At 66.3% G+C, this 26,458-nt stretch carries 21 protein-coding genes; 10 read left to right on the top strand and 11 right to left on the bottom strand.

All coding sequences use genetic code 11. From position 1 onward, the window contains the following. Positions 1 to 117: 117 nt before the first annotated feature. From VH571_RS14755 to VH571_RS14735, 5 genes are all read left to right on the top strand, one after another. Positions 118 to 1,716, top strand: coding sequence for an endonuclease/exonuclease/phosphatase family protein (locus tag VH571_RS14755; protein WP_423265168.1), 1,599 nt, complete (start codon positions 118 to 120; stop codon positions 1,714 to 1,716). A gap of 101 nt (positions 1,717 to 1,817) precedes the next feature. Next, the gene (locus tag VH571_RS14750) at positions 1,818 to 3,485 is read left to right on the top strand and encodes a glycosyltransferase family 61 protein (protein WP_423265167.1); all 1,668 of its coding nucleotides are present in this window, start codon (positions 1,818 to 1,820) and stop codon (positions 3,483 to 3,485) included. A 50-nt stretch (positions 3,486 to 3,535) separates the two neighbouring features. Then, complete coding sequence (locus tag VH571_RS14745; protein WP_423265166.1) at positions 3,536 to 6,139, top strand: bifunctional glycosyltransferase/CDP-glycerol:glycerophosphate glycerophosphotransferase; 2,604 nt, start codon at positions 3,536 to 3,538, stop codon at positions 6,137 to 6,139. A 51-nt stretch (positions 6,140 to 6,190) separates the two neighbouring features. Then, the gene (locus VH571_RS14740; RefSeq protein WP_055959434.1) at positions 6,191 to 6,904 is read left to right on the top strand and encodes an acyltransferase; all 714 of its coding nucleotides are present in this window, start codon (positions 6,191 to 6,193) and stop codon (positions 6,902 to 6,904) included. Positions 6,905 to 6,932: 28 nt separating this feature from the next. Next, entirely contained in the window at positions 6,933 to 7,784 is an 852-nt protein-coding gene (locus tag VH571_RS14735; protein WP_423265165.1) for a DUF6270 domain-containing protein, read from the top strand. A gap of 79 nt (positions 7,785 to 7,863) precedes the next feature. Here VH571_RS14735 and VH571_RS14730 read toward each other — a convergent pair whose 3' ends face one another. The 3 genes from VH571_RS14730 to VH571_RS14720 are packed head-to-tail and all read right to left on the bottom strand — an operon-like array spanning position 7,864 to position 12,099. Continuing rightward, positions 7,864 to 10,506, bottom strand: coding sequence for a CDP-glycerol glycerophosphotransferase family protein (locus tag VH571_RS14730; protein WP_423265164.1), 2,643 nt, complete (start codon positions 10,504 to 10,506; stop codon positions 7,864 to 7,866). Between the two features lie 46 nt (positions 10,507 to 10,552). Beyond that, positions 10,553 to 11,281, bottom strand: coding sequence for an ABC transporter ATP-binding protein (locus tag VH571_RS14725; protein WP_194603219.1), 729 nt, complete (start codon positions 11,279 to 11,281; stop codon positions 10,553 to 10,555). Continuing rightward, entirely contained in the window at positions 11,278 to 12,099 is an 822-nt protein-coding gene (locus VH571_RS14720) for an ABC transporter permease (RefSeq protein ID WP_123942066.1), read from the bottom strand. The genes VH571_RS14725 and VH571_RS14720 overlap by 4 nt, the downstream gene beginning before the upstream one ends. Positions 12,100 to 12,290: 191 nt before the next feature. Here VH571_RS14720 and VH571_RS14715 point away from each other — a divergent pair, with 191 nt between their 5' ends. From VH571_RS14715 to VH571_RS14705, 3 genes are all read left to right on the top strand, one after another. Further along, a complete protein-coding gene (locus VH571_RS14715; protein WP_423265163.1) occupies positions 12,291 to 13,661 on the top strand; it encodes a glycosyltransferase in 1,371 nt (456 codons plus the stop codon). Continuing rightward, positions 13,658 to 15,118: a glycosyltransferase family 2 protein gene (locus tag VH571_RS14710; RefSeq protein ID WP_423265162.1), complete on the top strand. Its 1,461-nt coding sequence runs from the start codon at positions 13,658 to 13,660 to the stop codon at positions 15,116 to 15,118. Before VH571_RS14715 ends, VH571_RS14710 begins: the two co-directional genes overlap by 4 nt. 115 nt (positions 15,119 to 15,233) lie before the next feature. Next, positions 15,234 to 16,379, top strand: coding sequence for a glycosyltransferase family 4 protein (locus VH571_RS14705; RefSeq protein WP_423265161.1), 1,146 nt, complete (start codon positions 15,234 to 15,236; stop codon positions 16,377 to 16,379). Between the two features lie 81 nt (positions 16,380 to 16,460). Here the strand turns inward: VH571_RS14705 and purE are convergent, their stop codons facing one another. From purE to VH571_RS14680, 5 genes are all read right to left on the bottom strand, one after another. Continuing rightward, positions 16,461 to 16,928, bottom strand: a complete 468-nt coding sequence (gene purE / locus VH571_RS14700) for a 5-(carboxyamino)imidazole ribonucleotide mutase (RefSeq protein ID WP_055962092.1) — start codon at positions 16,926 to 16,928, stop codon at positions 16,461 to 16,463. Positions 16,929 to 17,128: 200 nt separating this feature from the next. Then, the gene (locus VH571_RS14695) at positions 17,129 to 18,265 is read right to left on the bottom strand and encodes a 5-(carboxyamino)imidazole ribonucleotide synthase (RefSeq protein ID WP_423265160.1); all 1,137 of its coding nucleotides are present in this window, start codon (positions 18,263 to 18,265) and stop codon (positions 17,129 to 17,131) included. Beyond that, a complete protein-coding gene (locus VH571_RS14690; protein ID WP_423265159.1) occupies positions 18,265 to 19,608 on the bottom strand; it encodes a UDP-glucose dehydrogenase family protein in 1,344 nt (447 codons plus the stop codon). Before VH571_RS14690 ends, VH571_RS14695 begins: the two co-directional genes overlap by 1 nt. 83 nt (positions 19,609 to 19,691) lie before the next feature. Beyond that, positions 19,692 to 20,204 carry a PH domain-containing protein gene (locus VH571_RS14685; RefSeq protein ID WP_423265158.1) on the bottom strand — a complete coding sequence of 171 codons (513 nt, stop codon included), beginning with the start codon at positions 20,202 to 20,204 and terminating at the stop codon, positions 19,692 to 19,694. A 3-nt stretch (positions 20,205 to 20,207) separates the two neighbouring features. Next, a complete protein-coding gene (locus VH571_RS14680; protein ID WP_423265157.1) occupies positions 20,208 to 21,023 on the bottom strand; it encodes a biotin--[acetyl-CoA-carboxylase] ligase in 816 nt (271 codons plus the stop codon). A 141-nt stretch (positions 21,024 to 21,164) separates the two neighbouring features. On the opposite strand from VH571_RS14680, the gene VH571_RS14675 reads away from it, so the two are divergent. After that, the gene (locus tag VH571_RS14675) at positions 21,165 to 22,763 is read left to right on the top strand and encodes an acyl-CoA carboxylase subunit beta (protein ID WP_423265156.1); all 1,599 of its coding nucleotides are present in this window, start codon (positions 21,165 to 21,167) and stop codon (positions 22,761 to 22,763) included. Continuing rightward, complete coding sequence (locus tag VH571_RS14670) at positions 22,760 to 22,999, top strand: acyl-CoA carboxylase epsilon subunit (RefSeq protein WP_423265155.1); 240 nt, start codon at positions 22,760 to 22,762, stop codon at positions 22,997 to 22,999. Before VH571_RS14675 ends, VH571_RS14670 begins: the two co-directional genes overlap by 4 nt. 381 nt (positions 23,000 to 23,380) lie before the next feature. Here the strand turns inward: VH571_RS14670 and VH571_RS14665 are convergent, their stop codons facing one another. Genes VH571_RS14665 through VH571_RS14655 form a run of 3 tightly spaced genes read right to left on the bottom strand, consistent with a single transcriptional unit; the run spans position 23,381 to position 26,437 of the window. Further along, the gene (locus VH571_RS14665; RefSeq protein ID WP_423265154.1) at positions 23,381 to 24,466 is read right to left on the bottom strand and encodes a hypothetical protein; all 1,086 of its coding nucleotides are present in this window, start codon (positions 24,464 to 24,466) and stop codon (positions 23,381 to 23,383) included. Continuing rightward, on the bottom strand, positions 24,463 to 25,746 hold the full coding sequence (locus VH571_RS14660; protein ID WP_423265153.1) for a sensor histidine kinase: 1,284 nt from the start codon (positions 25,744 to 25,746) through the stop codon (positions 24,463 to 24,465). Before VH571_RS14660 ends, VH571_RS14665 begins: the two co-directional genes overlap by 4 nt. Further along, positions 25,736 to 26,437, bottom strand: a complete 702-nt coding sequence (locus VH571_RS14655) for a response regulator transcription factor (RefSeq protein WP_055962098.1) — start codon at positions 26,435 to 26,437, stop codon at positions 25,736 to 25,738. Before VH571_RS14655 ends, VH571_RS14660 begins: the two co-directional genes overlap by 11 nt. Positions 26,438 to 26,458 lie beyond the last annotated feature (21 nt).

Here is a 26,458-nt window from a genome sequence, read left to right as displayed (position 1 = left end):
GCTGCATAGCACCCCGTTCGGCTTCGGTGTACCCCTTTCGAGGTTCTGGTGTACCCCCGCGCGGGTGCCTAAGCTGACCGCGATCATTCTTCTCATCTACTGAAATCGGGTTCATAGATGTCTCTCGCTCTTCGTCGCGGCTCAGTCGCGGTAGCCCTTGCCGCGGCACTCGTCGTCTCGGCCGTCGCACCCGCGCAGGCGGCTTCAGCGCCGGCTCGTGTCACGGGCGCCCACGTGAACAGCCAGTCCTGGGCGAATCGGACGGTCGCGCTGTACTGGAAGGCCGTCCCCGGGGCGACCTACTCGACGAAGTGGTCGACATCGACCTCCTTCTCGTCGGCAAAGTCGAAAAAGTCGACCGCCGCCAAGGTCTCGGTGGGGCCGCTCAGCCCCGGCAAGACCTACTACGCGGTCGTTCGAGCGATCAAGGCGGGCAAATCGGGGGCCTACTCGGCTCGGGTCACTCTGACCCTCAAGCCCGGCTACACCGGCCTGTTCTCCTCCGTCTCGGCCAAGGCCGCGACGGGCGGCATCACCATCAAGTGGGGAGCCGCGCCCTACGCCACCGACTATCGCGTCACGTCGTCGGCCGGGCCGGACAGGAGCCGGAGGCCCGACTACTGGGTACCGAGCACCACAGCCTGGTTCTCGGCGTTCAATCCCGTCACCAAGGCCCGGAAGATCACCGGCAAGGCGAGTCAGCTCACCTCGACGCCCTATGGCAATCCGATCTACGCCCAGGTCCAGGCACGCAGCACCATCAAGCCGTCGGCCCACCTGCGCGACTCGGCTCAGGTCGTGGCCTGGCCCGCTCCGACCAAGCCGGACTCCTCCGGGCTCGGCGTGAAATTCGCCAGTTACAACGTGGAGTGCTCGGGCTGCGAGAAATCGGGCACGGCGAAGTGGCCGACTCGTGGGCGAGTCATCGCGCAGAACATCAGTGCGCAGGCTCCCGACGTGTTGGCAGCGGTCGAGGCCAGTGGAGACTCCGACGGCAACCCCTCGAACCCGCAGCGCCAGGTCTACCTCGATCTCGATTCGCGCCTCTCCGCCCTGAAGCTCACCGACAGCGACCCGGCCCCGAGTACTTCGAACCAGGGCAACCGGCTCTACTACAACCCCTCGAAATTCACACTCGTGTCGAAGGGCTGGCTCTCGGGTATCCGCGACTACAGCAAGGCTGACACGCACTCCACGAACACCCCGTGGGCGAAGCTGCAATCGAAATCCGATCCGAAAACGCAGTTCTTCGTCGTCGCGGCCCACTTCAGCATTCCCACGACGTCGAGCAAGAACGAACGCAAGACGCTTCTCGGCAAGAACTCCGCACAGTTGCTCAAGGCGCTCAATGCCAAGAACACGACCCATCTCCCCGTGATCCTCGGTGGCGACTTCAACGACAACAGGTACCCGGAGGGCCGTATCGACGGCGCTCAGCCCACCCTGATCCGCGGCGGCTTCTACGACTCGTCAGCGTCGCTCCATCGTTACGGCACCTACAAGTCGACGTACAACAACTCGCAGTCACCTTCGAAGCAGATCTCAGACCGTAACGGCGACGGCCAACGAATCGATTACATCCTCACGCAGGGAATGCGGGGCAGTCAGTCCTTCACGAACGTCTGGAACCCGAAGACCGCGGCCGGTAAATCGCTGTCGCTGGTTCCGTCGGATCACAATCTCATCACCGCTGTGCTTCGCGTTCCACGTAGATAGCAAAGGAAAGGCTGCGGCGCTCCTCACATTGCTTATATGAAACATGGTGCACTAGTGAGAGATACAAATGGTCGGCATCGTTGCGGCCATATGATGTCCACATGATCTTCGATCGTCGGCGATCTCCTGATATCGCCTCAGGGGGCTCATCAAGGGAGCTCGTCGACTTTCCGGAACTGTCGGGAGAGGGCGCCGTCGTCGCGGTCGCAACTGCAGACACCGCACCGGAGTTGCTGTCCGCGCTCAAGTCGCTGCTCGGAGATCGCCTTTCGCTCTTGCAGGTCGAGGACGGCGCCAAGCCCCTCGACGAGCCCGCCTCCGTGGCTGAAGAGCTGTCGCAGCGCCTCGCCGAAATCGGTGCCGTGCAGTGCATTCTCGATCTGCGAGTCGCGACGTCACTCGAGCGAATCCTGCTCTGGGAATGGGCTTTCCTGCACGTGATCGAAGGGGGCTCGTACATCTCCCCCGTCGAGGTCGGCGAGCCCGACTGGGTGGCGTCCCTCGATGCTCTCGTCGGACGGCATCGCCCCGTTCGCGAATTGCGTCTGCTCGGCGACGCGCTCGGGAGCAGGACGATTCGATCGGGCTACGTCGTCCTGATCAAAAAAGGCGAGCATCTCTTCAAAGTCCGCGAGGCTCGAGCGAACGCACTTCTCCCCCTCCGCCTCGGCTCTAAAGCCCCCACGATCATCACGAAGCTCCCCCACGGCGAGCACACGTCGTCAACGATCGTCGTCCAGCACGGCACCGGGCAGACGATGCCCGACACGACGTTCGCGTACTCGAATCGGACCCTCCGCCGGTACGACACCGAGGTCAGCCTCGGCGACACCATGCTGGCGACCATCGACAACACAGTCCTCCCCTCGTCGTTCCGGTTTCCCTGGTCGGGCAGTGACGTCAACGGCGCGCTCGTCAACGTCACCAAAGAGTTCGCGACTCGGCAGTCACCGGCTCCCGACGCCGTGTCTCTCCCGGGTGCTTTCTACGGTCTGAGCCCTTCCGTACCGGGGCACTTCGGGCACATCATGACGGAGTCCGTTGCCAAGCTCTGGGGATGGGACGAAGCCCGGAAGAGGGATCCTCGTCTCCGGGCGATCTGCCGAGTACCCGCCGCCGACCACGACCCGGTCGTCGAACGCACCCTGTTCACCGCATTCGGCATCGACGAGGCAGACATCGAGTGGGTCGACTCCGATGTGGTCGTCGACTCGTTCGTCTCCGGCTCGCTCCTCTGGCAGAACTTCGCCACCCACCACTTCCACCCGGCGATTCGCGAGACCTGGAACCGCCTGAGACGGGAGCTCGTGGTCACGGATGAGAACGCCCCGCAGAGAATCTTTGTCTCACGGACCCTCTCGAGCACCAACAGATCCTGTCGGAACGCGGCCGAGGTCGAAGCCCTCTTCGAACGCAACGGCTTCGTGGTCGTGAACCCGGAGACCCTCTCCGTCAGCGAGCAGGCAAGCCTCTTCGGAAACGCCGACGTGGTCGCCGGGTTCGCCGGGTCGGGCATGTTCAGCCTGCTCTACGCGGAGCATCTCACGAACGTTCTCGTGCTCTCGCAGGACTCCTACACCGCGCGCAACGAATTCCTCTACGCGACTGCTCTGGCCGATCGGGTCGACTACTTCTGGTCGAAAGCGGACATCGCCCACGGCACGAGGTTCTCGGAGGAAGCCTTCCACTCACCCTGGGAGTTCGACCTCGCCCTCCACGAGACGTGCCTCACCGACCTTCTCCAGCAAATCGATCGAGACGCCCAGTGACGCAGCCCCACACCCGCCGATTCGGATCAGACACCGCACCTCCCTCGGGCATGACCATCATCGTGCCGGTCTACAACGTCGCGAGATACCTTCCTCGTCTGCTCTCGTCGCTCTCACGGCAGACCGTGGACATCGCCTCCGTGCAGGTCGTCTTCGTCGACGACGGCTCGACCGACGACAGCCTGGCGATCGTGACGCGGTGGGCCGAGAGGCCAGGCGGATCTCGCATCGTGGTCGAGCAGGAGAACGCATGGGTGTCGGCCGCCCGTAATGCGGGCCTCGCGGTCGCGACCGGTCGCTGGGTCACCTTCGTCGACGCGGACGACGAATTGGGCGACAGCTATCTCGCCGAGATAGCGAAGATGCTCGCCGCGCACGATGACGGTGACCTCGCTCTGGTCATCGCCCACCAGCTGCGAATGGACGATTCCGGCCGGCTCACCGACAGCCACAGCCTCCGCTTGAAATTCAGCCGTGGCTCGCGAGTGGTCGACATCCGGCGCGAACCCCTCGTCCAGATGAGCGTCAACTCCGCCTTCTTTCTCCGACACGTTCTCGACGAGAACGGGATCGCATTCGATCTCCGCATCAAACCGGTCTTCGAGGACGCGCACTTCGTCGCGAGGTACCTCCTGGCGTCGACGTCGCCCAAGGTGGGCCTCGCGGCATCGGCGAAATACCACTACCGCACCCGCAACGACGGCACTTCGCTCATGCAGACGCACTTCGACAAGCCGGAGAAGTACACGAGCGTCCTGCGGCACGGTCACCTGGAACTCCTGACCGAGGCGGCGGAGCAGGGTCCGATTCCCCGGTGGCTGGAGAACATGGTTCTCTACGACCTCTTCTGGTATCTCCGTAACGAGCAAGACACCGCTTCCCGGAGCGCCGCCGCTCCCCCGGAGGTGTTCGACGAATTCCACGGGCTGATGCGGGAGATCGTGCAGCGCCTCAGCGCGGAGTCCATTGCCTCCTTCGCCGTCATGGGCGTCGACGACCTCTATCGGCGGGCGCTCCTGGCCGGCTACACGGACTGGCTCGAGCACCCCCACCACGTCGTCTTCGGCCCCGTCGACGAGACGAAGCAACTGATCTGTCTCAGCTACTGGTTCGTCGGAGAGCTCCCGCACGAGCGGATCTCGGCCGACGGAGCAGAGATAGTCGCCGAGCACGAGACGGTGCAGGACTTCACGTTCTACGGCCGCGTGCTGCTACGCAAGCGGGTGCTCTGGGTCGCCCGGGGCGGCGGGCTCCGGCTCGCCGTCGCCGGACGCTTTCTCGACTTCCAGGCCGACGACGATCTCGCCCCCGAATCCGTCCTCACCGAAGCCCGGCTCCGACCCGCCATCCTCCGGCAGCGACCCGTCGGTGTGGAACCATTTGTCGACCTGGAGACCACGATCTCGAGGCACCTGTCGTCGACGGTGCGTGGGGTCGCGCGATCGGTTCGACAGACGCTCTCTCGAGCGTCGATCCAGGACCGCCGGTTGGCCCTCGAGGCTCGCTCGTCCAAACGACGAGCCCTGTACGACCACGCGTGGGTCTTCATGGACAGGGATACCGACGCGGGTGACAATGCGGAGCATCTGTACCGGTACGTTCGCCAAGAGCACCCCGAGATCAACGCCTGGTTCGTCTTGAGGCGCGATTCACGGGATTGGTCTCGACTGGCCGCCGAGGGCTTCCGCCTCGTGGAGTACCAGTCCGACGACTGGCGGATCCTGCTGCTGCGGGCTGATCACCTCGCGTCGTCCCACATCGACAGCTATGTCGTCGATCCCCTCGACGAACGACGGTACGGGCGTCCGCACTACCGCTTCACGTTCCTCCAGCACGGCGTGATCAACTACGACATGTCGCGCTGGCTGAACACGAAGAAACCCGATCTCTTCGTGGTGACCACTCCCGCCGAGCATGCCGCGATCGCCGGCCACGGCCCGTACCGGTTCTCCTCGCGCGAGGTGCGTCTGACGGGGTTGCCTCGACACGACACTCTTCTGGCCAAGCGAAGTGCCGTCCCGCCGAACGACCGACGTCTCTTTCTCGTCGCCCCGACATGGCGTAAAGACCTCCTCGGTGAGCAGCGCGCGGGCTCGAACGAGCGCTCTCGATTGGAGGACTTCTCATCGAGCAGCTACGCCACCCACTATGCCGAGCTCCTCGGCGACCCCCGCCTCAAGAGCGAGCTCCGAAGCCGGGGGCTCGAGCTCGCGTTCATGCCTCATCCCAACATCCGGCCGTATCTCGAGTCGTTCGGCCTCGGCCCTGACGTGACAGTCCTCGACTATGCGACGAGCGACATCCAAGACGTCCTGGCTCGGACAGCCGTCTTCGTGACCGACTACTCGTCTCTCGCTTTCGACGCAGCCCTCCTCTCCATTCCGATGATCTACTTCCACTTCGACGCTGACGCCTTCTTCGACGGCAGCCATGCCCGTCGCGGGTACTTCTCGTATCTCGACGACGGCTTCGGGCCGGTGGCGACGACGGTCGACCAGGTCGTGGATGCCGCGACCTCGGTCGACAGCGGATCGGGTGACCCTTCGCCCCTGTACGAGACTCGGATGACCACCCAGCTGGTCTTCCGAGACGGCAATAACGCGGGTCGTGTCGTCGACCGGATGCTCGAGCTCGATCAGCGCGACCCTCGGTGACACCGTCGGTGGCGATGCCGCAATGTGCGGAGAGATAGGTAGGCTCGAACCGTGATCATTCGGGAACTCAAAGCGTTCGAAGACGACCGCGGCAATCGGATCGAGTACACCGGCGAGCACGCGCGCGAAGTCAAAATCACGATTCGCGGAGAGAACAACCGAATCGCGATCGACTCGACGGCCCGACTGGGCCGCTTCGTCGTCGATATGGACTGCGACAACGGGTCGCTCACCATCGGAGCGGGCCAGGGTGCGCCTCCTCTCAATGCAACGATCCGTATCGGCCAGGATTCGACGGTCACCATCGGCGACAACGTCTCATCGACCAACACCTGCGTGATCAGTGCGACCGAGGGCACGAGCGTGACGATCGGCAACGACGTCATGCTCGCCAGCCAGAATCAAATTCGAGCCGACGACGGCCACGCGATCTTCGACGTCGAGACCGGTGATCGTGTCAACGTGTCTCGATCGATCTCCATCGGTAACCACGTCTGGCTGGGGATGGGAGCCGCGGTGCTCGGAGGTGCCTCCATCGGTGACGGCACCGTCATCGGATACGGCTCGCTAGTGACTCGCGCGCTCCCCAACAACTGTGTTGCCGTGGGAACGCCGGCAAAAGTGATCCGCCGCAACGTGGCGTGGGAGCGAGCTCACCTTTCGCTCTCGAAACCGTTCTACAAGCCGGACGCCTCGACCGTCGAAAAGTCGAGCTACTGGCACATGACAGAGGATCCGGAAGACGACTCTTCCGAGCAGGATTGAACAGAGCTGTAAAGACGAAAGGCCCGAAGTGACCAAGACCACACTCGCAATAATCGGCTCGTGCGTAACGCGCGAAGCTTTCATCACCCGCAACAACCCGGAATACAAGGACTCCTACGAGGTGGGAGCCCTCTCGTGGCAGACCAGTCTCGTCAGCTTCATGTCCGCTCCCGTCGTCCCCGCAATGGCACGGGCTATTGTGCCGAGCGCGAGAATGAACGAGAACAACACGAGCACGATGACTCGTGACCTCGAAAAGACGGACCGGGCTGAAATCGAGGCTCTGAAGCCCGACTACCTCGTCTTCGATCTCTACGCCGACGTTCGCTACGGAATCGCGCAGCTTCTCGACTCGTACATCACCAACAATTCGAACGGCTTCCGCAAGACGGATTACTACACGGCCGGTAAGGGTTTCACGACCCTGCACATGATGGGTGACACCGAGGCGTACATGCAGATCATGAAGGATGCACTCGACGCCTTCTTCGCCTGGACGAAGGAGCATCTTCCGCACACGCGTATTGTCATGCATGCGTTCCACTACACCTCGTACTACCGCGAGGGCGGCGTCGACCTCAACTTCATCAAGTCGCACGGTGACACGTCTCGTGACAACGTGTACCGCCGCCTACTCCAGGAGAACGGCAAGTACGACGAGCTTTACAGCTACATCCAGGAGAAATTCGCGCCTCTGACGATCGACAACAGAGATAAGTCGTACTACGGCGACGCGGAGCACCCCTACGGCCGAACTCCGTGGCACTTCGGACGGCCGTTCTTCACCGACTTCATGGCCGATCTCGACCGGATCGTGCTCGAAGACAAGACAGGCGCCGCCGAGCCCGAGCACAAGCCCTCGGCGACCCTGGCCCAGTAGTCAGGCTCGAATCATCCGCCGGCTGCCGGTCGATGCGACGGAGTCACGTCGCTCGACCGGCGCCGGCCAGATCGTCTTCTCACACAGTGGGCTCGACGATGCGCGGGCTTCCCTCGAGAGCCTTCATCGCTCCGAGGACGCGCTCCGCGGACTGCCCGTCGCGCACGGGGAAGGTCGCAGCAGTGCGCGCGACGTAGGTGTCTTCCGATCGGTACTGCCGGTCGGCGATGCCAGAGAGCGCCGAATACATGCCATCGACCGTCTCGACGACGGCGCCGAAGCCGTCTCGCTCGTAGTTGAAGTAGCCCTGGCGCCCACTGTGCGACCCGCTGAAGAACTGCGAGAAGTCGAAGTGGAAGTAGACCAGGGGGATGTCGAGAAGACCCGCCTCGAAGCCGAGGGATGAGTAGTCGGTGACGAACGCCGCCGCCCGCGCGAGAACATCCTGAACTCCGTCGACGGCGAAGTCGAGCACGACGACGTCGCTCGGAAGCACGAACTCGTCGAGATATTCGCCGAGGAGCGGATGCGGCATGAAAGCGATCTTCTTGCCGGTGCGAGCGGCGAGGTCGCGGATCCTTTTCGACGTCAGCAGCTCGGTGTACTTCTTCGCGAAGGTGCTCGCGGCAAAGTCGGGGTTGCGCGCCCAGCGGCCTGAACCGGGGATGGGCGGGCCGACGAGATACTGCCGCCACGTCGGCATGATGACGATGAGATCCCTCTCGTCGTCCGACAGCGAGGCGCGCTTCCGCAGAAGCGAGTCGAAGCGAGGCAGTCCGGTGAGGACCACCTCTTTCTGGGTGAAGAAGTACGGGCCATGGCCCCCGATGGCCGCCTTCTCCTGCGGGGTCGACACCACGAACAGGTCGGGCCTCTTGGAGTTCAGCCAGCGAGAGAGGTCGTAGTTGATGACGCCGTGCTGGAGAAAGGTGAAGTAGAAGCGGGGGGCACCGAAGACCGACTGCGGTAACGGCTTTACGACGTAGTCGGCGATGTGCGAGGACGCGAGATGGTCGGCCTGCAGGATGAGCAGACGCCACTCGAACGATCCGTAGTCCACCAGCCGGAATCCCTCGGCCTCGAGCCGTGCCCAGTCTTTGGAGTCACGCCTGAGGACGAACCACGAGTTGACCTCGGGGTGGTTCTTCCACACGTGGCGGTACATGTGTTCGCCGTTGTCGTTCGCATCCGTGTCTCGGTCCATGAAAACCCAGGCGTGCGCGAATCGCTCTCGAGAACGTCGGGAGCGGATCGCGAGCGAGACGGCCGCGGCCTTCGGCTGACGCGAGGTGACCCAGTCCCGTGCGCCGCTGACTCGCTCTTTGACGACCCGCTTAAGGTGGGGCGCCGCGCGTTCCGAGATGGCGAGAGGGTCGACCAGGCGACGCCGCTGAGCGAGGATCTGGGGCTCGATGCTGGCGCTGGTGAGGATCTCACCCGGCACGAGGTTTCGACTGCGTCCGACGGGGACGGGCCTGCCATCGAGGAACACGCGAGTGGCTTGGCCTCGCGGAAGCCAGACGCGTCGAGATCGGACGAGCGTGCGGCCGAAGAACTCGAAGTCTTGAATCGTCTCGAAGACCGGTTGTGCCTGCTCGCCATCCACGAGGAACGCCTCGGCCGGCATCTCACCCGTGAACCACCACGAGAGCTCGACCAGCTGGAGGATCTCGTCGACACGGCCCAGGACAGCCACGTCTGGCTTCAGCGGTTCGTCGGCATACCCGCTACGGAGAGCCTGGCGAACGCTGACGTCGAGGCGCTCCAGCGAGTAGGAGCGGATGGCGTCGTCGCCGAGGCGATGCAGGATCTCCCCGGCGAGTGCATGGAACTCGTCGAAATCGGCGGGCGACGCCTGCGCCGTGGGCGACCGGATGAAGCGCTCTCGCCGAAAGTAGCCCGCGAGATCGTGAAGCACGACGTTTTCGAGCCACCGCTCGGTCACGTCGTCGAAATCGGTGAGGAGTGCCAGATGCCCGTACCGCAGCGTGTCCGTGTACGCCCTGGGCTCGGCATAGCGATTCTGGATCAGCGGTGACGCGTCGGTGAACTGCCGGGCGATGTACTTGGCCGAGGCCATGAGCCCGACTCGACGGAAGCCGTGGGTTGCCAGGAACCGGGCGGCGAACTCGGCTTCGACGAACGAGTCGCCCACGCGCGTGTCGAACGCGTTGCCGCCACTGACCAGCGCGGCTCGGCGGAAGAACGCGGCCGTGACCGACATGTTCACCACCGGCTCCCACCGCAGGTCGGCTACTCGCGAGCCTCGCTCGTAGCGAGCGCGGGACGGGTGGCTGTCGACGACCGTGCCGTCGACGTTCTCCAGCACGTGCGCCGTGACCAAGCCGAGCGATGGGTCGTCGTGAACGGTGACGAATTTGTGGACGGCAGCCAGGTAGCCCTCGCCCAGCACGTCGCGGGGAGACGGGAACGAGACCCACGTTGCCGTCGTTCGCTCCAGGCCGAGGTTGCGAGCCTCGCTGGCCGACTCGGAGTCGACGCGATAGAGCCCGACCGGTGTGCGTCGCGTGCGAGCCCACTCCTCGACGATCGGCCAGGTGGAGTCGGCCGACGTGGTTCCGACGAAGACGAGCTCGGTCTCGCCGGCCGCCACATCCGAGTCGACGAGAGAGGCCAGGAACGCAGAGACGTCTTCGTCCGGTCCCCCGAAAGCAACGACCAGGGCGAGCGTCGGCTCTCCGGAATTCTTCGACTCGGTCACACGAATCTCCTTAGCGTCCGGGAGCGAGCACGAAGCCCTCCCCGGGTCAAACGGTCGAGGTGTAGGCGTCGATGACGCGCTTGGCGGGCCCTACGACCTGGAGTTCTCCGCGGTCGAGCCACGCCACCTGATCGCACATGTCGCGAACGGTGCCCATCGAGTGCGACACGAGGATGACCGTGCGGCCATCGGCCTTCATCTCGGCGAACTTGTCTCGGCAGCGCTTCTGGAACGTCGCGTCTCCGACCGACAGGACCTCGTCGACGACGAGGATGTCGGGTGTCACGGCGATGGCGACGGAGAAGCCCAGGCGCACATACATGCCCGACGAATAGTTCTTGACGGGCTGGTCGATGAAGTGCCCGACGCCCGAGAACGAGACGATGTCGTCGAACTTGCGCGTGACCTCTTTGCGCGACATGCCGAGGATTGAGCCGTTCAAGAAGACGTTCTCGCGGCCCGTGAGCTCGGGGTGGAATCCCGAGCCGACTTCGAGCAGCGACGCCTGCTTGCCGCGGGCGGTGATCTCGCCCGACTCGGGCCAGAGGATCTTGGCGAGGCACTTGAGGAGGGTCGACTTGCCCGACCCGTTCTTGCCGATGAGGCCGAAGGTCTGACCGTGGGGCACCTCGAACGAGACGTCTTTGAGCGCCCAGAAGTCTTCGTGCACCGACTTCTTCCGGTTCATCACCGCGCTCTTCAGCGAGTCGTTGCGCTCCTGGTACATCCGGAACTTCTTCGACACATGCTCGACGGTGACAGCAGCGTCGCTCACAGCAGTTCCGCCAGACGCTTCTCGTTGCGCGAGAAGATGAAGTAACCAAGAGCGAGCGACGCGAACGCGGCCACAACGATATAGAGCATGTCTGTCCAGTCAGGCCAGGTGTTGTCGTACAGGAAGTTGCGGAACACCGTGGTGAACCGCTCCATGGGGTTGACCTTGTAGAGGTCGAGAATCCACGGCTTGTTGACCTTCTGGGCGGCCTCTTCGACCAGGGTCAGCGGATAGATGATGGGCGTCAGATACATCCACATCTGCAGCGCGATGCTGACGAGGTGCTGCATGTCGCGGAAGTGAACGTTGACGATAGCCAGCATGAGGCCGAGACCGGTGGCGAACATCGCGAGAAGCACGATCGAGACGGCCACGAGCGGCAACCAGGGCCAGATGAACGAACCGAACGCCGCGAGCGCGATGAGGAGCACGCCCATCTCGATGAGGAACGTGAAGCCGAACGAGCCGACCGCGGCGAGCGGCAGGTTCATCCGGGGGAAGTAGACCTTCTTGATCAGCGAGCCGTTCGAGACGATCGACGTCATCCCCGCGTTGAGAACGTGGCGGAAGAACATCCAGGGCAGGAGACCGCACATGAGCCACAACGGGTAGACGTTGAGGCCGCTCGGGTTACCGACTTCGATTCGGGCTTTGAAGATGAAGGAGTAGACGATCGTGTAGATCACCATCGTCGCCAGGGGGTTGATCAACGACCACAGCTGCCCGAAGACAGTGCGCCGATATTTACCCTTTACCTCACGCGCCGTCAGGTTGACGAGAAGTTCGCGCGACGAGATGAGGTCGTTCAAATAGGTCATAGGTCTTAGTGGCTCCGGATGCCGACCCCGTTGAGGTCGAAGCTTGTCAAGACTGCCCCCCGTAGCGACTTTGACGTCGCGACATCCGGCCGAGCCTTGGATCTCACCCCCTGGCGGTTTCGAGTTCACCTGGGGGCCATTGTGTCCTTACCGATTCATGATAAAGCACAGACACCGAGTAGCCTGACGCAGTGCGAGTCTTCTTCAGCAATCACAGCACTGCGCCTGTGAACCTGGGCGGGGCCGAACGCTCGCTCCTCCACCTCGTCGAGCACTGGCAGTCACGTCGCCCCGATCTCGAACCGCACTTTCTGACGAAGGCGCCCGAGGGCCAGTTCATCAAGGCTCTGCGAGCCAAGAACCTCCCCTTCACCGCCTACCGGTTCCGCGGCTGGGCTCTGCCGAGCGATCAGCCGGCGCCCGCTGCCGAGGTCGCATCGTTCGCGACCGCCGACTACGCAGCCGTCACCGCGATGATCCGCGAGATGGAGAAGGCCAAGCCCGACCTCGTCGTCACGAACACGATCGTCGCGCCCTGGGCCGCCTTCGCGGCGAAGACCCTCGGCATCCCCCACGCCTGGTTCGTGCGCGAGTACGGCGATCTCGACCACGGTCTGCAGTTTCAGGAGGGGCGCGACGCCACTCTCAGCGACATCGGGCTGCTGTCGGAGGCGGTGTTCACGAACTCGCGAGCCGTCGAGGCGCACCTGGCCGGCCACATGGATCCTGCGCTTCTCTCCGTCGTCTATCCGAGCGTCGACGCCGAGAAGCTCGCCGCTCTCGCGGGCGAGACGCCGGCGGTGGAGCCGTTCCCCCAGAAGGATCCGGGTCTCCGCCTCGTTCTCGTCGGTCGCGTCGAAGAGAGCAAGGGTCAGTTCCGGGCCATCGACGCTCTCGGTGAGCTGGCGCGACGCGGCGTGTCGGCGTCGCTCTGCTTGGTCGGGTCGTGGAAGCACCCCGGCTACGACCTCGAGCTCCGCGACCGCGCCCGTGCGCTCGGTGTCGATGACCGCATCGTCTTCGCCGGCGAACAGGACAACCCGTTCGCCTTCGTGGCCCGGGCGGACGTGTGCCTCACCGCCTCCACTATCGAGGCGTTCGGCCGCACCACCCTCGAATACCTGACCCTCGGCAAGCCCGTCGTCGCCTCGAACACCGGCGGCAGCGCCGAACTGATCCAGCCGGGCGTCAACGGCCAGCTGTTCGACCTCGAGTCGACCACGGGTCTCGCCGACGCCCTCGAGAGCTACGCCACGACGCCGGAGTCGATCCGAGCGCACGGTGAGGCGGCGCGTCAGAGCATCGAGCACGTAGGATCCGGCGACACCGGCCTCGACGCCGCCATCGACCGCCTTGAATCGCTCGTCGGGGCACCCGCCTACCGGCTCCCCGCTATCGCCCGCTACTGGTTCGAGCTCCCCGCCGCCTACTCGTCGATCGGCGGCACGTCGGCCCGTGCTTTCGCCGGCCTCGTCAAGCACCGTCTGGTCACGCGGAGCGGCCTGATCGGGCGGGTCCTTCGGAGTCCGCGGGTCGTCGCTCGAAGGATCACCGGGCGATGAGCGCCGTGGGGGGAACACGCAGGCCGGTCACCGTCGTCGTGCCGCTGTACGACGACCTCAAGGGGATCCAGCAGTGCGTCGAGTCGGTGCTCCATCACGTCGATCTCGATTTCGACCGCATCATCCTGAGCAACGACCGCGGCCCGCGGCACGACGAGGTCGAAGCGCTGGTGCTCCGGCTCATCAAGAGCCACCCCGAAGTGACCTACCTCAGCAACGAGGTGAATCTCGGCTTCGTCGGCAACTGCAACCGCGTCGTGCTCGAGTACGACACCACCGGAAACGACGTGTTGCTGCTCAACAGCGACACGATCGTCACGGCGGGATTCCTCGACGAGATGGCCGAGGTGCTCGCCCTCTCGCCCTCAAACGGTGTGATCACCGCCCGGAGCAACAACGCCACGCTGGCATCGATCCCCGACCGACGACGGCTGCCGCGCCAGCCCCGCACGATCGACCACTCGGCTCGGGTGCACGCCGCGGTCGTCGACCTGCTCCCCCGCTATACGATCGCTCCGGTCGCGATGGGCTTCTGCTTCCTCATCCGCCGCGATCTGATCGACCGGTACGGTCTCTTCGACGAAGCCTTCGCGCCCGGCTACGGCGAGGAGAACGACTTCTGCCTCCGCGTGAACCAGCGCGGTTACGCCTCGGTTCTCGCCAATCGTGCCCTCGTGTTCCACACGGGATCGACGAGCTTTTCGGGCGACCGCGGACCGCGCCTGCGGTTCGGGCACGAGAAGCTGCTCATCGAGCGCTACCCCTTCTACGTCGGCGCGCTCGGCTACTTCTATCAGCGCGGACGCGACCCCGTCGACACCTTCGCCGACGCGTTCGACCGCGGTGACGACGTGATCCGGTTGGCCATCGACCTCGTGCAAGAGAGCACCGACGCCGTTCTCCGCGACATCGAAGACTTCGTACACCGCCTCGGGCGCGGGGTCGTCGTGACGCTCATCACGCCGAAAGAGGTGCTGGCGCAGGCGCGGGAGCTCGTGCCATCCGCCCTCATCACCGCGCAGAGCCGCGTCGACTCGCTGTACGACGTCGCCCTGGCGCTCGGCCCGATCTACGATCTGGCGCGCCTCGTACGGCTCAATGAACTCGCGCCCCGCTGGATCCTGATCGATGACGGCCCGGCCCGGAACAGCACCTGGTCGCAGCGGGTCGACTACCACCGCATCGAAGCGGTCGAGCGCATCGCGCAACGATTCGCCGACCGGTGGATCGTGATCGACGACAACGAGGCGGCCGCTCGAGCCGTGATCGAGGTGGCGGAGCGCGAGATCGACCCCGCGCACCTCCGGCTGCGCTGGACGTGGCTCGTCGATGCGGGGCTCGCCTCCGGGATCCTCGGCTACCCGCTCCGGCCCTCGCGCGGACGACGTCTCGCGCTGTGGATCGGCGCCAAGTCGCCGCGAGCGTCGCGGTTCCTGAGGGGCGTTCTCAACCGGTGACGGCCCGCTGCCTCGCCGTCCGGGCGGTCTCTCAGGCGGTGACCCCGGACACTGATACTGTCTTCCCGACCGACTGCGCTTCGACTGCGCGTACCTGCGGAGGAGTGATCGAAGCATGCTGACACTTCGCGTCGTGGTCGATCAGATCCTCGCCCCGGTTCCCGGTGGCATCGGCCGCTACACCGAAGAGCTCACGCGCCAGCTGATCCAGGTCGCCCCGCGGGGCTGCGACGTCGAGGGCGTCGTCGCCGCTCACCCGCAGGAGGCGTACGACCGCCTCGAAGACAAGCTTCCCGGGCTGGCCGGCCTCTACCGTTCGGTGCTCGGCCGCCGCGAGCTCTCGGTCGCCTGGCAGACCGGCGTGATCGGCCTTCCGGGCCGCGGCATGGTGCACGGCACCAGCCTGATGACCCCGCTCTACAAGCACGACCGCTCGCTCGACGCGGCGACCCAGACCGCCGTAACGATCCACGACACCGTGCCGTGGACCCACCCGTCGACCCTCACCGCCCAGGGCGTCCGCTGGCATCGAGCGATGACCAAGCGCGCCTACCGGTTCGCCGACGCGGTCGTCGTGCCGACGCACGCCGTCGCCGCCGAGCTCAACGAGATCTTCCCCTTCGGCGACCGGATCCGAGTGATCGGCGGCGCCGTCTCGACCGAACTCGATGCCCCCGACGAGGCGATCGCCGCCCGCATCGCCGACGAGCTCGACCTGCCCGAACGCTACGTGCTCAGCGTCGGCACCCTCGAACCCCGCAAGGGCCTCGAGCCGCTCCTCCAGGCGATGGCTCACCCCGACGCCCCCGATGTGCCGCTGCTGATCGTCGGCCCCGAGGGCTGGGGCGACGTGCACATCGACGACGTGGTTGCCCGACTCGGTCTGCCCGAGGGGCGCGTGCGGATCCTCGGCCGGGTCTCCGACGAAGCCCTGTCGGTGCTCTTGCAGCGCGCCAGCGTCTTCGTGTTCCCGTCGGTCGCCGAGGGCTTCGGGCTGCCGGTGATCGAGGCCTTCAGCTTCGGCACCCCCGTGGTGCACTCCGACGCCCCCGCGCTCGTCGAGGTCGCGGCGGGGGCCGGCATCACCGTGCCCCGCGACGACGCCGCGGGCTACCCGGAGCGACTCGCCCAGGCGATGTTCCAGGTCGTCAACGACCTCGAGCTGGCCACCCGGCTCGGAGTGGCCGGGCTCGACCGCGCGCGTGCCTTCAGCTGGCGCGACTCGGCCGAGAAGGTCTGGCAGCTGCACGCCGACCTGTAGAAGCTGTGCGGGATTGTCGCGTACCGCTGTCGCTAGTGCGGTCGCTGTCGCTGTCGCTGTCGCTGTCGCTGTCGCTGTCGCTTACAGCGAGAGCTTGAGCTTCGCGTTCTTCTCCTCGACGAGCTCGGCGAGACTGCTCGCGTAGTCGGCGAGGCGTGCTGAGACGGCCGGGTCGGACGACCCGAGAATCCGTGCGGCCAGCAGCCCGGCGTTCGCTGCCCCACCGATCGACACCGTGGCAACCGGAATACCGGCGGGCATCTGCACGATCGACAGCAGCGAATCGAGTCCGTCGAGCTTGGCGAGTGCGACGGGCACGCCGATCACGGGCAGCGTGGTCACCGACGCGAGCATTCCGGGCAGGTGCGCGGCCCCTCCGGCACCGGCGATGATGACGCGGACGCCCCGACCGGCCGCCGCTTTGCCGAACGCGATCATCTTGTCGGGCGTGCGGTGAGCGGAGACGACCTCGACCTCGTGCGCGATGCCGAACTCGGTCAGGATGTCGGCCGCCGACTTCATCGTCGCCCAATCGGAGTCGGAGCCCATGACGAGGGCGACGAGCGGTGCGGCGGAGTTGGCGGTGGGTGCAGAGCTGGTGTCGGTCACGCTACGAGCCTAGCCAGGATCGCAGGCTCTCACGATCGGCACAGGCCCGCCCCGCCGGCACACACCCGCACGGCCGGCACACACCCTCGCCCTAGGCGGGGCGTTTACGCCGATCGTGAGGGTTTAGCCGAAATCACGCCTCAGCCCGCGAAGAACTCCGCTGCAGCACGTGCCCGGTACACCACATCGTCGAGGTCGTCGCCCAGGGTCGTGACGTGCCCCACCTTGCGGCCCGGCCGGGGCTCTTTGCCGTAGTCGTGCACCTTCGCGCCCGGCTGATCGGCCATCAGCGCTGGCAAGCGGTTGGCCATTGTGCCGTCGGACGGCCCGCCGAGCACATTGACCATGACGCTCCAGTCGGCGTGGGTGCCGGTGTCACCGAGCGGCAGGTCGAGCACCGCTCGGAGGTGCTGCTCGAACTGGCTCGTCGTCGACCCGTCGATCGACCAGTGGCCGGTGTTGTGCGGGCGCATCGCGAGCTCGTTGATCAGGATCCGGTCGTCGTTCGTCTCGAACAATTCGACAGCGAGAACGCCTGTCACTCCGAGCTCGGTCGCCACTCTCCGGGCGATGTCTTCGGCTATGTCGGCGATGCGACCGGTCGACCGCGGTGCTGGCGCGAGCACCTCGGCGCAGACGCCGTCGCGCTGGATCGACTCGACCACGGGCCAGGCGACGATCTCGCCGCTCGGGCGCCGCGCCACCGACTGCGCGAGCTCACGGCGGAAATCGACGAGCTCTTCGGCGAGGAGTGCCCCGCCGGTCGCGGGGTCGGAGAGACCGTCGAACCAGTCGGCGACCTCGTGCGACGACGACACGACGCGGACGCCCTTGCCGTCGTAGCCGCCGCGAGCCGTCTTGACGACCACGCGGCCGCCGTGATCAGCGAGGAAGGCATCGAGGTCGGCAGCGGTCTCGAGTCGCGCCCAGTCGGGCACGGGAAGACCGAGGGCGCTCAGCCGCTCGCGCATGACGAGTTTGTCTTGGGCGACGAAGAGGGCTTCGGGCGACGGATGGACCTCGACGCCGGCATCGACGAGAGCGCGAAGAACGGTCTGCGGCACGTGCTCGTGATCGAACGTGATCGCATCGACACCGCGGGCGAAGGCCAGCACGGTCTCGACGTCGTGGTAGTCGCCGACCTGCGTCGCCGCAAGGCGGGCGCTCGACCCCTCGGTCTCGGCGAGAACCGAGATCTCGAGGCCCAGGTGCACGGCCGGTGGCACCATCATGCGCGCCAGCTGGCCTCCGCCGATCACTCCGACGCGGAGCGCCATCAGGGGCGCCCCAGACCGCGAACCTCGAAGCCGGCCGCGCGCCAGGCGACGGGATGGAGGCAGTTGCGGCCGTCGACCACGTTCTTCTTGGCCACGGCGGCGGCGACGACGCTCGGATCGAGCTCGCGGAACTCGGTCCACTCGGTCAGCACGAGCACTGCGTCGACACTGGCGATGGCCTCGGCGGCGGTCGGGGCGACCGTCAGCGTCGGGAGGCTGCGGAGGGCGGTGTCGTTCGCCTCGGGGTCGTACGCCGTGACGATGGCGCCGGCGTCGACGAGTTTCTTCACCACGTCGAGGGCCGGCGAGTCGCGCACATCGTCGGAGTTCGGCTTGAACGCGAGCCCGAGCACGCCGATTCTGGCGCCGGCGAGGTCGCCGACGAGCTCGCGGGTCAGCGTGACGACGCGCTCACGACGGCGCAGGTTGATCGCATCGACCTCGCCCAGGAAGGACAGGGTGTCGTGCAGACCGAGCTCGTCTCCGCGCGCGCGGAAGGCCCGGATGTCTTTGGGCAGGCAGCCACCACCGAAGCCGAGCCCCGCGTTCAAGAACTTGCGGCCGATGCGGGCATCGTGGCCGATCGCGTCGGCGAGCTGTGTCACGTCGGCACCGGTGGCCTCGGCCACCTCGGCCATGGCGTTGATGAACGAGATCTTGGTCGCGAGGAACGCGTTCGCCGACACCTTGACCAGCTCGGCCGTCGCGTAGTCGGTGACGATGCGCGGGGTGCCGGTGGCGAGCGCCGTGGCATAGACCTCGTCGAGCACGGCGGTGGCCTTCTCGCCCGCCTCGCCCGCGGGCACGCCGTAGACGAAGCGGTCGGGGGCGACGGTGTCTTGCACGGCGAAGCCTTCGCGCAAGAACTCGGGGTTCCAGGCGAGAGTCGCGCGGAATCCTTCGCCCTCAGGAGCACCCGCAGCCTTGACGGCTGCAGCCTCGACTACCGCTGCGAGACGAGCGGCCGTTCCGACCGGCACCGTCGATTTGCCGACCACCAGGTCGCCCGCCGAAAGGAACGGCAGCAGACCGTCGACGGCGGCGTTGACGTAGGTGAGGTCGGCGTTGTAGCTGCCCTTGGTCTGAGGCGTGCCGACGGCGACGAAGTGGACGGTCGCCTCGGCCGCGGCCGACATGTCGGTGGTGAACCGCAGGCGCCCGGAGGCGAGTGCCCGGCCGAGGACTTCAGGAAGGCCCGGCTCGAAGAACGGGGCCCGACCGGCTTGGAGCTCGGCGACTTTGTGTTCGTCGACGTCGATGCCGACGACGTCGTGACCGAGCTCGGCCATGCAGGCCGCGTGGACTGCCCCGAGATAACCGCAACCGATGACTGAGATCTTCACGTGCACGACCCTAACGGAAGTCAGCCGTGACGCTCGTCGCCGTTCCACAGGGTCGATCCGTCGGGCGCGTGCGACTGCTCTTGCTACCGCAGCCTCGCCACCGCCGAGATGTTTTCTTCCATTAGATCGTGCAGGGTCGACTGCACGAGGTCGGCCGTGGGGACGTCCCAGAGCACGACGGGCCGGTCGAGCCCCGAGTTGATCAACACATCCCCCGATCCGAACAGGCTCTGCGCGCTGTTCTTGCGAACCGTGAGGTCGTAGCCGCGGGTGTGCATCAACTCTTGGCGGGTGCGCACGAAGAGCCCGCGCCGGATGATGATGCGCCTCGTCGTGATCGTGTAGTGCCGACCGAGCCAGGCGAGTAGAGGGATGACGAACAGAAGCAGGATGAGCGCGAGCGCCGCGATCAGCACGGCGTCGTTCTGCCAGCGCTCCGGCAGCCGACCGTTGAACCACCCGCCGAGCCCCGACACGACGATGAGAGCGAGCGATGGCCAGAACAGCACGCGAGCGTGCGGGCGGAGCCTCGCTATGACCTCTTCACGCGCGGGCTCGCCGAACGGCTCGGCCAGGCGCTGGTCAGGGGAGGTCATGCGTCATTCATACCGCAGGTGGGTCACGTCTCCGGCGGCGATGGTCAGAGGATCGTGAGAATCATTCGAGAGGACGACGAGGCGGCCTGCCCCGTCGAGCCCCTCGGCGACGCCCTCGAGAAGGATCCCGTCGGGCAGTTCGACCCGAACGGGACGCCCGAGAGTGTCGCAGGCCGCGGTGACCTCCTGCCGCACCGCCTCGATGCCGTCCGGCTCTCCTTCGGCGAGCAGCCCGACGAGACGCCGGAGGTGGATGAGGTAGGCGCCGAACACCGCGTCGGCGAGATGCAGAGCGCTGCCGTTCGCCCCCTCCACGACGAGCGACGTCGACGTCGGGGTCGGCAGGCGGTCGGTGGGAATGGCCAGGTTGATGCCAGTGCCGAGCACGACCGAGTCGGGCACACCGTCGACCGTGACGAGGTCGGCCAGGATCCCGGAGATCTTGCGCCCCGACACCTGCACGTCGTTCGGCCATTTCAGGGTGACATGCGCCTCGGGGAGCAGGTCGGCGACCGCCTGCCGCAGGGCGGCCCCACCGACCAGCGGGTACCACCCCCACGAATCGATCGGAAGGGGATGGCCCGACGCGGTGCGGGTGCGCAGCAGCACGCTCGCGGCGAGCGACTCGCCGGCGGGCGACGACCACTGACGATCGAGCCGGCCGCGCCCGGCCGTCTGGTCGAGCGACGCGACGACTGCGAAGTCACCCCGCTCGGATGCCACCTCGACGAGGTCGACGTTGGTCGACCCGGTCGTCTGGCGGTAGTCGAATTCGGATACCAGCCCGCTCGTGATCGGGAACTGCTCAGAGTCGCTCATAGGGCGAATCCTCTCAGCACCACCTGGAAGAGGACGCTCCGGCGCGCATGCACCCGGCGCTCGAAGGCGCACGCCGGGAGCTCCGGGTGTGCGGGCCCGGCGCTCCAGCCCCGGTCGCGACTGGAAGATAGAGTTGTCGCCGTGACCCCAGAGACCCCGCAGACCAACCACGCCACCACCGCCGGTAAGGTCGCCGATCTCAAGAAGCGCTTCCACGAGGCAGTGACGGCGCCCGAAGAGACCGCGATCGAGAAGCAGCACGCCCGCGGTAAGAAGACCGCCCGCGAGCGCATCGACGGGCTCCTCGACTCCGGCTCGTTCGTCGAGCTCGACGAGTTCGTGCGGCACCGCACCACGGCATTCGGCATGGATGCGAAGCGGCCTTACGGCGACTCGGTCGTCACCGGTACCGGCACGATCAACGGCCGTCAGGTGGCGATCTACTCCCAAGACTTCACGACCTTCGGCGGCTCGCTCGGCGAGGTCGCCGGCGAGAAGATCATCAAGGTGATGGAGCTCGCCCTCAAGACCGGCGTGCCGATCATCGGCATCCTCGACTCCGGCGGAGCCCGCATCCAGGAGGGCGTGGTCGCTCTCGGCAAGTACGGCGAGATCTTCAAGCTCAACACGGCCGCCTCCGGCGTGATCCCGCAGATCTCGATCATCATGGGCCCGGCCGCGGGTGGTGCCGTGTACTCCCCCGCTCTCACCGACTTCGTCGTCATGGTCGACAAGACCAGCCAGATGTTCGTCACCGGCCCTGACGTGATCAAGACCGTCACCGGAGAAGACGTTGGCTTCGAAGAGCTCGGCGGCGCCCTCACGCACAACACGATCTCGGGTGTCTCGCACTACCTCGCCGCCGACGAAGACGACGCGCTCGACTACGTGGCGACGTTGCTCGGCTTCCTGCCCGACAACAACCTCACCGACCCCCCGGTCTACGAGGTCGCTCCCGAAATGGAGACGACCGATGCCGACGCCACACTCGACGCCCTGATCCCCGACTCCGCGAACCAGCCGTACGACATCCTCACGGTCATCGAGCACGTCGTCGACGACGGCGAGTTCCTCGAGGTCCAGCCGCTGTTCGCCCCGAACATCGTCGTCGGCCTGGGCCGCGTCGAAGGCCGCTCCGTCGGCATCATCGCCAATCAGCCGAACGTCATGGCCGGCACGCTCAACATCGATGCCGGCGAGAAGGCAGCGCGCTTCGTGCGGTTCTGCGATGCGTTCTCGATCCCGATCCTCACCCTCGTCGACACCCCCGGGTTCCTGCCGGGCACCGACCAGGAGTGGACCGGCATCATCCGCCGCGGCGCCAAGCTCCTCTACGCCTACGCCGAGGCGACAGTGCCCCTCGTCACCGTCATCACGCGCAAGGCTTACGGCGGGGCGTACATCGTCATGGGCTCGAAGCAGCTCGGCGCCGACATCAACCTCGCCTGGCCCACCGCCGAGATCGCCGTCATGGGCGGTCAGGGCGCTGTCAACATCCTCTACCGCTCCGAGATCAAGCGGGCGACCGAGGCCGGCGAAGACGTCTCTGCCGTGCGCACGAAGCTCGCGAACGACTACACGTACAACGTGGCGTCGCCGTTCCTCGCGGCCGAGCGCGGCGAGCTCGACGGCATCATCGAGCCGTCGTCGACCCGCACCGCAGTGATCAAGGCGCTTCGGGCGCTGCGCACCAAGCGGGCTTCTCAGCCGACCAAGAAGCACGGGAACATCCCGCTGTGAACGATTCGCTGGCAGACGGACCGCAGGATCCTACGATCCAGGTCGTATCCGGCAACCCCTCTGCAGAAGAGCTGGCCGCGGTCACCGCCGTGCTGGCGGCTCTCGAGGCCGCCGCGCGCGACGAGAGCTCGGCCCGGCGTCTGCCCCTGGCGTCGAGTGCCTGGGCCGAGAGCCAGCGGCCCCTGCGGGCGCCGCTCCGCGTCGGCGCCGGGCAATGGAACCGCCACAGCGCCTGACCCGGCGTTCACCCCGACGGGCCTATTCCGTCCCCCGAAATGCTCGCGTATCGGGTGTAAGACGTCACGAATTCCCCCGAATGGGGGGCATGTCGGTGTGTTTATCCCGTCGACGGCCCGCCTGCTGTCCCCCTAAATGACGACTTTTGCTCAGGAGGCGCAGCGCGCAGTATTACTAGTGCCAAGGTGTCTCCTTTGAGAGACACCACCGGACATCGGCTCACTAGGGTAAGCGGGCCGATTTTCGTTCGGGGGCGAGTCAGGGCGTCATTCGGGTTGTCGCTCTGAATTCGGGAATACAGGAAGGGCCGGACTGGGTATCCGGCCCTTCTGCTTTTCCGCTGCGGCCTCGGCCGCTTCCGCTCCCGGTGTGTCGGCCTTCTATGCGTCGGCGCGCTCCACCTCGACCGACGACCGGCGGATCTGCAGCCACAGGCTCACTTCGTCTTCGTCGTCATCGTCTTCGTCGTCATCGCCGGCGTTCGAGGAGCCGAGAGCGCTCGATTCGAGGTCTTCGGAGCTCAGCCCGACCACCGTGACCGCGTACTCGCTCCCCGGAGCCACGGTGCGGATGATGAGGCGGTCGGCCGCCGCGTCTCGGATCGCCGACGCGAGCTCCGCATGCACGCGCGCCAGCTCGTCGTCTTCGACGTCGTCGATGCCGCCCTCGTCGAGCAGGCTGACGATCGTGCCTCGGCGCCGGGCCGCCATGACCTCGTGCCGGACCTCATCGGAGAGGAGCCTGCGCCCGCGGATCTCGTCGCGGATGGCGCCCTCGAGGTTCAGGCACTCCTGGCGCTCCTCGGGCGTCAGGTCGCCGCCGGTGGCCACGATGCGCTGGAGCATGGGCCTGGCGGTCCGGCCGGTCTGCAGGAGGCGGAACTGCCGCTCGTTGACGTGCGCCTCTTGAGCGGCCTGCCAATCGGCGGCCTCCTGCTCGGCGCGGATGAACTCGCGGGTGTCGCGGCCCGCACGAGCGAGTGTGGCCTGCAGCGCGTGCGAGATGCCCACCCAGCTGACACTGCCGACGACGCCGAATGCGGCGAGATCAGACAGGTTGCCGCTCCACACGACAGTGTGAACCGCGAGGAAAGCCACTCCCGCCCAGGCGAAACCGTGCCGGCGCCGGGTGGAGACGATCACCATGAGCGTGCCCACCGCAGCCACGTACCAGGTGGCGTAGCCGGTGCCACCCGGGTGGTTCGGATCGAGTTGCGAAGCGACGACCAAGGGCACGATTACCGCGACGGCGAGGCAGACGCTGGCCATCCACACGGGCATCGTGAGCCCCTGCTTCTTGACCGGGATGAGCGCGAGCGCCGTGGCGACCGCGTAGAGGACCATGCAGACGATGACGGGCGCGGCGTTTCTCGGAATGCCGAGCGAGACCGTCGCCAGAAGGAGGTGATAGACGGAGAAGACGGCAGCGAGGCCGATGGGGAGCCAGCGGGGCAGTTTGACGTTCACGAGGGCTCCTCGGGGCTGAGTGGTGCGGGTGCGGAGGGCGAAGCGGCCGACTGCTGCGAGTCGTCGGAGCGGGGCCAGGAGAGGCGAATGATCGTTCCCTCGCCCGCGGCGGTCTGAATGACGGCTGAGCCGCCGGCGTTCGCCAAACGCTCGGTGATCGAGACGCGCACCCCGAGGCGCTCACCGGGAACCGCGGCGGGGTTGAAGCCCGACCCGGTGTCGCCGACCTCGACACAGACGCGCTCGGCCGTCCAGAGCAGGGAGACCCACCGAGAGACGCCGACCGAGCCCGCGTGCTGCACGCTGTTGACCACCGCCTGGACCGCCGCCGAGTACAGGGCCTCGGCCGCCGCCGCCGGAATGGCATGGTCGTCGAGCGCTTTCGACCGAACCTCGACCTCGGCCCCGAGGTTCGAGACGAGCACCTCGAGGCGCTCCCGCATCGAGGTGAGGCTCGTCGACGACTCGTCGAAGGGTGTCACGCTCGCGGCCGTCGTGAGGTGCGACATGGCGTTGCGAGCCATCGTGGTGGCCAGGGCCTTCTCCTCGGGCGAAAACGACCGCGCTGCCGAGATGAAGGTCGTGAGCACGCTGTCGTGGACGATCGCATCGACCTGAACGCGCTCGAGCTCGATCGCGTGCTCGCGAATGGCCCCCGAATAGCGGCTGACGGCCATGTTCTGCGCCCGGTCGACCGCGACGGAGGCCTGCCGCAGAAGCGTGATGAGAATGAGCACGGCGCCGCCGAGAATGATCGAGTAGATCGAGTCGATGGCTGCCCAGAACGGTTCGAGTCCCCCGCCCGACGGCGTGAGCTCGATCAGCCCGTAGACGATCGGAGTGAGCAGCAGATAGACCGTCGCAACCCAGGGGGTGAACGCGATGGCGGCAGCGGCCGTCGCGACCGTGATGAGGTAATACAGCCACGGTGACTCGTCGAGCACCCGAGCCGGGTCGTCAACCGCCAGCGGCCAGGTCAGCAGCGCGACGAGAAACGAGATGGCCAGGAACGCGGCGGCTGTCTCGAGGCCTCGCATCGAGACACTGGTGACTCCGACGGCGACGATTCCACCGAGGAGGGCGACCGAGATGATCCACGCCCAGGCGGGCTGCATACTCGACTGCTGATCGAGCAGATAGGGAATTGCGAGGGCCCCGTAGACGAGGCCGAGTGCAGCGAGGAGGCGCGCGAAGATCTTGTCGAGCAGCGGACCGCTGATCGGGTTGCGGGTTGACCTCGGCCGGAAGGTCGGTGCGGAGGAGGCTCCGTCAGCGGCCATCTCCGCCATCCGCATCGAGGCCGGGCAGAATGCCGTCCTCGACCGCGCGGCGAAGCAGGTCGACCTTGGTCGGCGCGGGGCGCCCGACCTCGACGTACTTCACACGGATCCGGTCGAGGTATTCACGGGCGGTCGAGTAGCCGATGCCGAGCTGCTGAGCGGCGAGCTTGAGCGGCAGACCCGATGCGTACAGGTGAAGGATCTCGCGTTCACGTCGCCCGAGCTGCGCCTTGGCGAAGTCGCGGTCGGCGTCGATCGCGCTGGCCCACTCGAGGTTGTTCAGCACGTCACCGCGAGCGACGGTCGCGACCGCGGCCATCACGGTCTTCGTCGCGGACGACTTCGGAATGACGCCGGCTGCCCCGGCGGCGAGCGCCTCGCGGACAGAGGCGACACGGTCGGCGATGCTGTGCACGAGGACGGCGGAGCCGGTGGCCTGCACGCGCTTGACGTTCTCGGTGACGGTCGAGCCGTCGCCGAGGGAGAGGTCGAGCACCACGACGTCGACCTCGCGGCCCGCGAGGTTGTCGACGAACTCCTGCACGCCCGCCGCGGTGAGGATGACGTCGAAGCCCTCGTTCTGGCAGGCCGCCTGGATACCCAGCCGCACCGACTCGTGGTCGTCGACGATGGCGACACGCACCGGGGCCGTGGTTTTGGGAGTACCGGATGCAGTCGGTTCGGGCAAGATTTCGGGCACGAGAATCCTTCG

It is taken from the genome of Frondihabitans sp. 4ASC-45, assembly GCF_049472575.1.
In the GTDB taxonomy this organism is placed as follows: Bacteria; Actinomycetota; Actinomycetes; order Actinomycetales; family Microbacteriaceae; genus Frondihabitans.
The sequence above is the reverse complement of the archived record's forward strand: the minus strand, read 5'-3'. Positions and strand labels throughout refer to the sequence as shown.

Coding starts and splice junctions, on each gene's coding strand:
- VH571_RS14755 (WP_423265168.1), top strand. CDS start 118: ATGTCTCTCGCTCTTCGTCGCGGCTCAGTCGCGGTAGCCCTTGCCGCG.
- VH571_RS14750 (WP_423265167.1), top strand. CDS start 1,818: ATGATCTTCGATCGTCGGCGATCTCCTGATATCGCCTCAGGGGGCTCA.
- VH571_RS14745 (WP_423265166.1), top strand. CDS start 3,536: ATGACCATCATCGTGCCGGTCTACAACGTCGCGAGATACCTTCCTCGT.
- VH571_RS14720 (WP_123942066.1), bottom strand. CDS start 12,099: ATGACCTATTTGAACGACCTCATCTCGTCGCGCGAACTTCTCGTCAAC.
- VH571_RS14710 (WP_423265162.1), top strand. CDS start 13,658: ATGAGCGCCGTGGGGGGAACACGCAGGCCGGTCACCGTCGTCGTGCCG.
- VH571_RS14705 (WP_423265161.1), top strand. CDS start 15,234: ATGCTGACACTTCGCGTCGTGGTCGATCAGATCCTCGCCCCGGTTCCC.
- purE (WP_055962092.1), bottom strand. CDS start 16,928: ATGGGCTCCGACTCCGATTGGGCGACGATGAAGTCGGCGGCCGACATC.
- VH571_RS14695 (WP_423265160.1), bottom strand. CDS start 18,265: ATGGCGCTCCGCGTCGGAGTGATCGGCGGAGGCCAGCTGGCGCGCATG.
- VH571_RS14685 (WP_423265158.1), bottom strand. CDS start 20,204: ATGACCTCCCCTGACCAGCGCCTGGCCGAGCCGTTCGGCGAGCCCGCG.
- VH571_RS14680 (WP_423265157.1), bottom strand. CDS start 21,023: ATGAGCGACTCTGAGCAGTTCCCGATCACGAGCGGGCTGGTATCCGAA.
- VH571_RS14660 (WP_423265153.1), bottom strand. CDS start 25,746: ATGGCCGCTGACGGAGCCTCCTCCGCACCGACCTTCCGGCCGAGGTCA.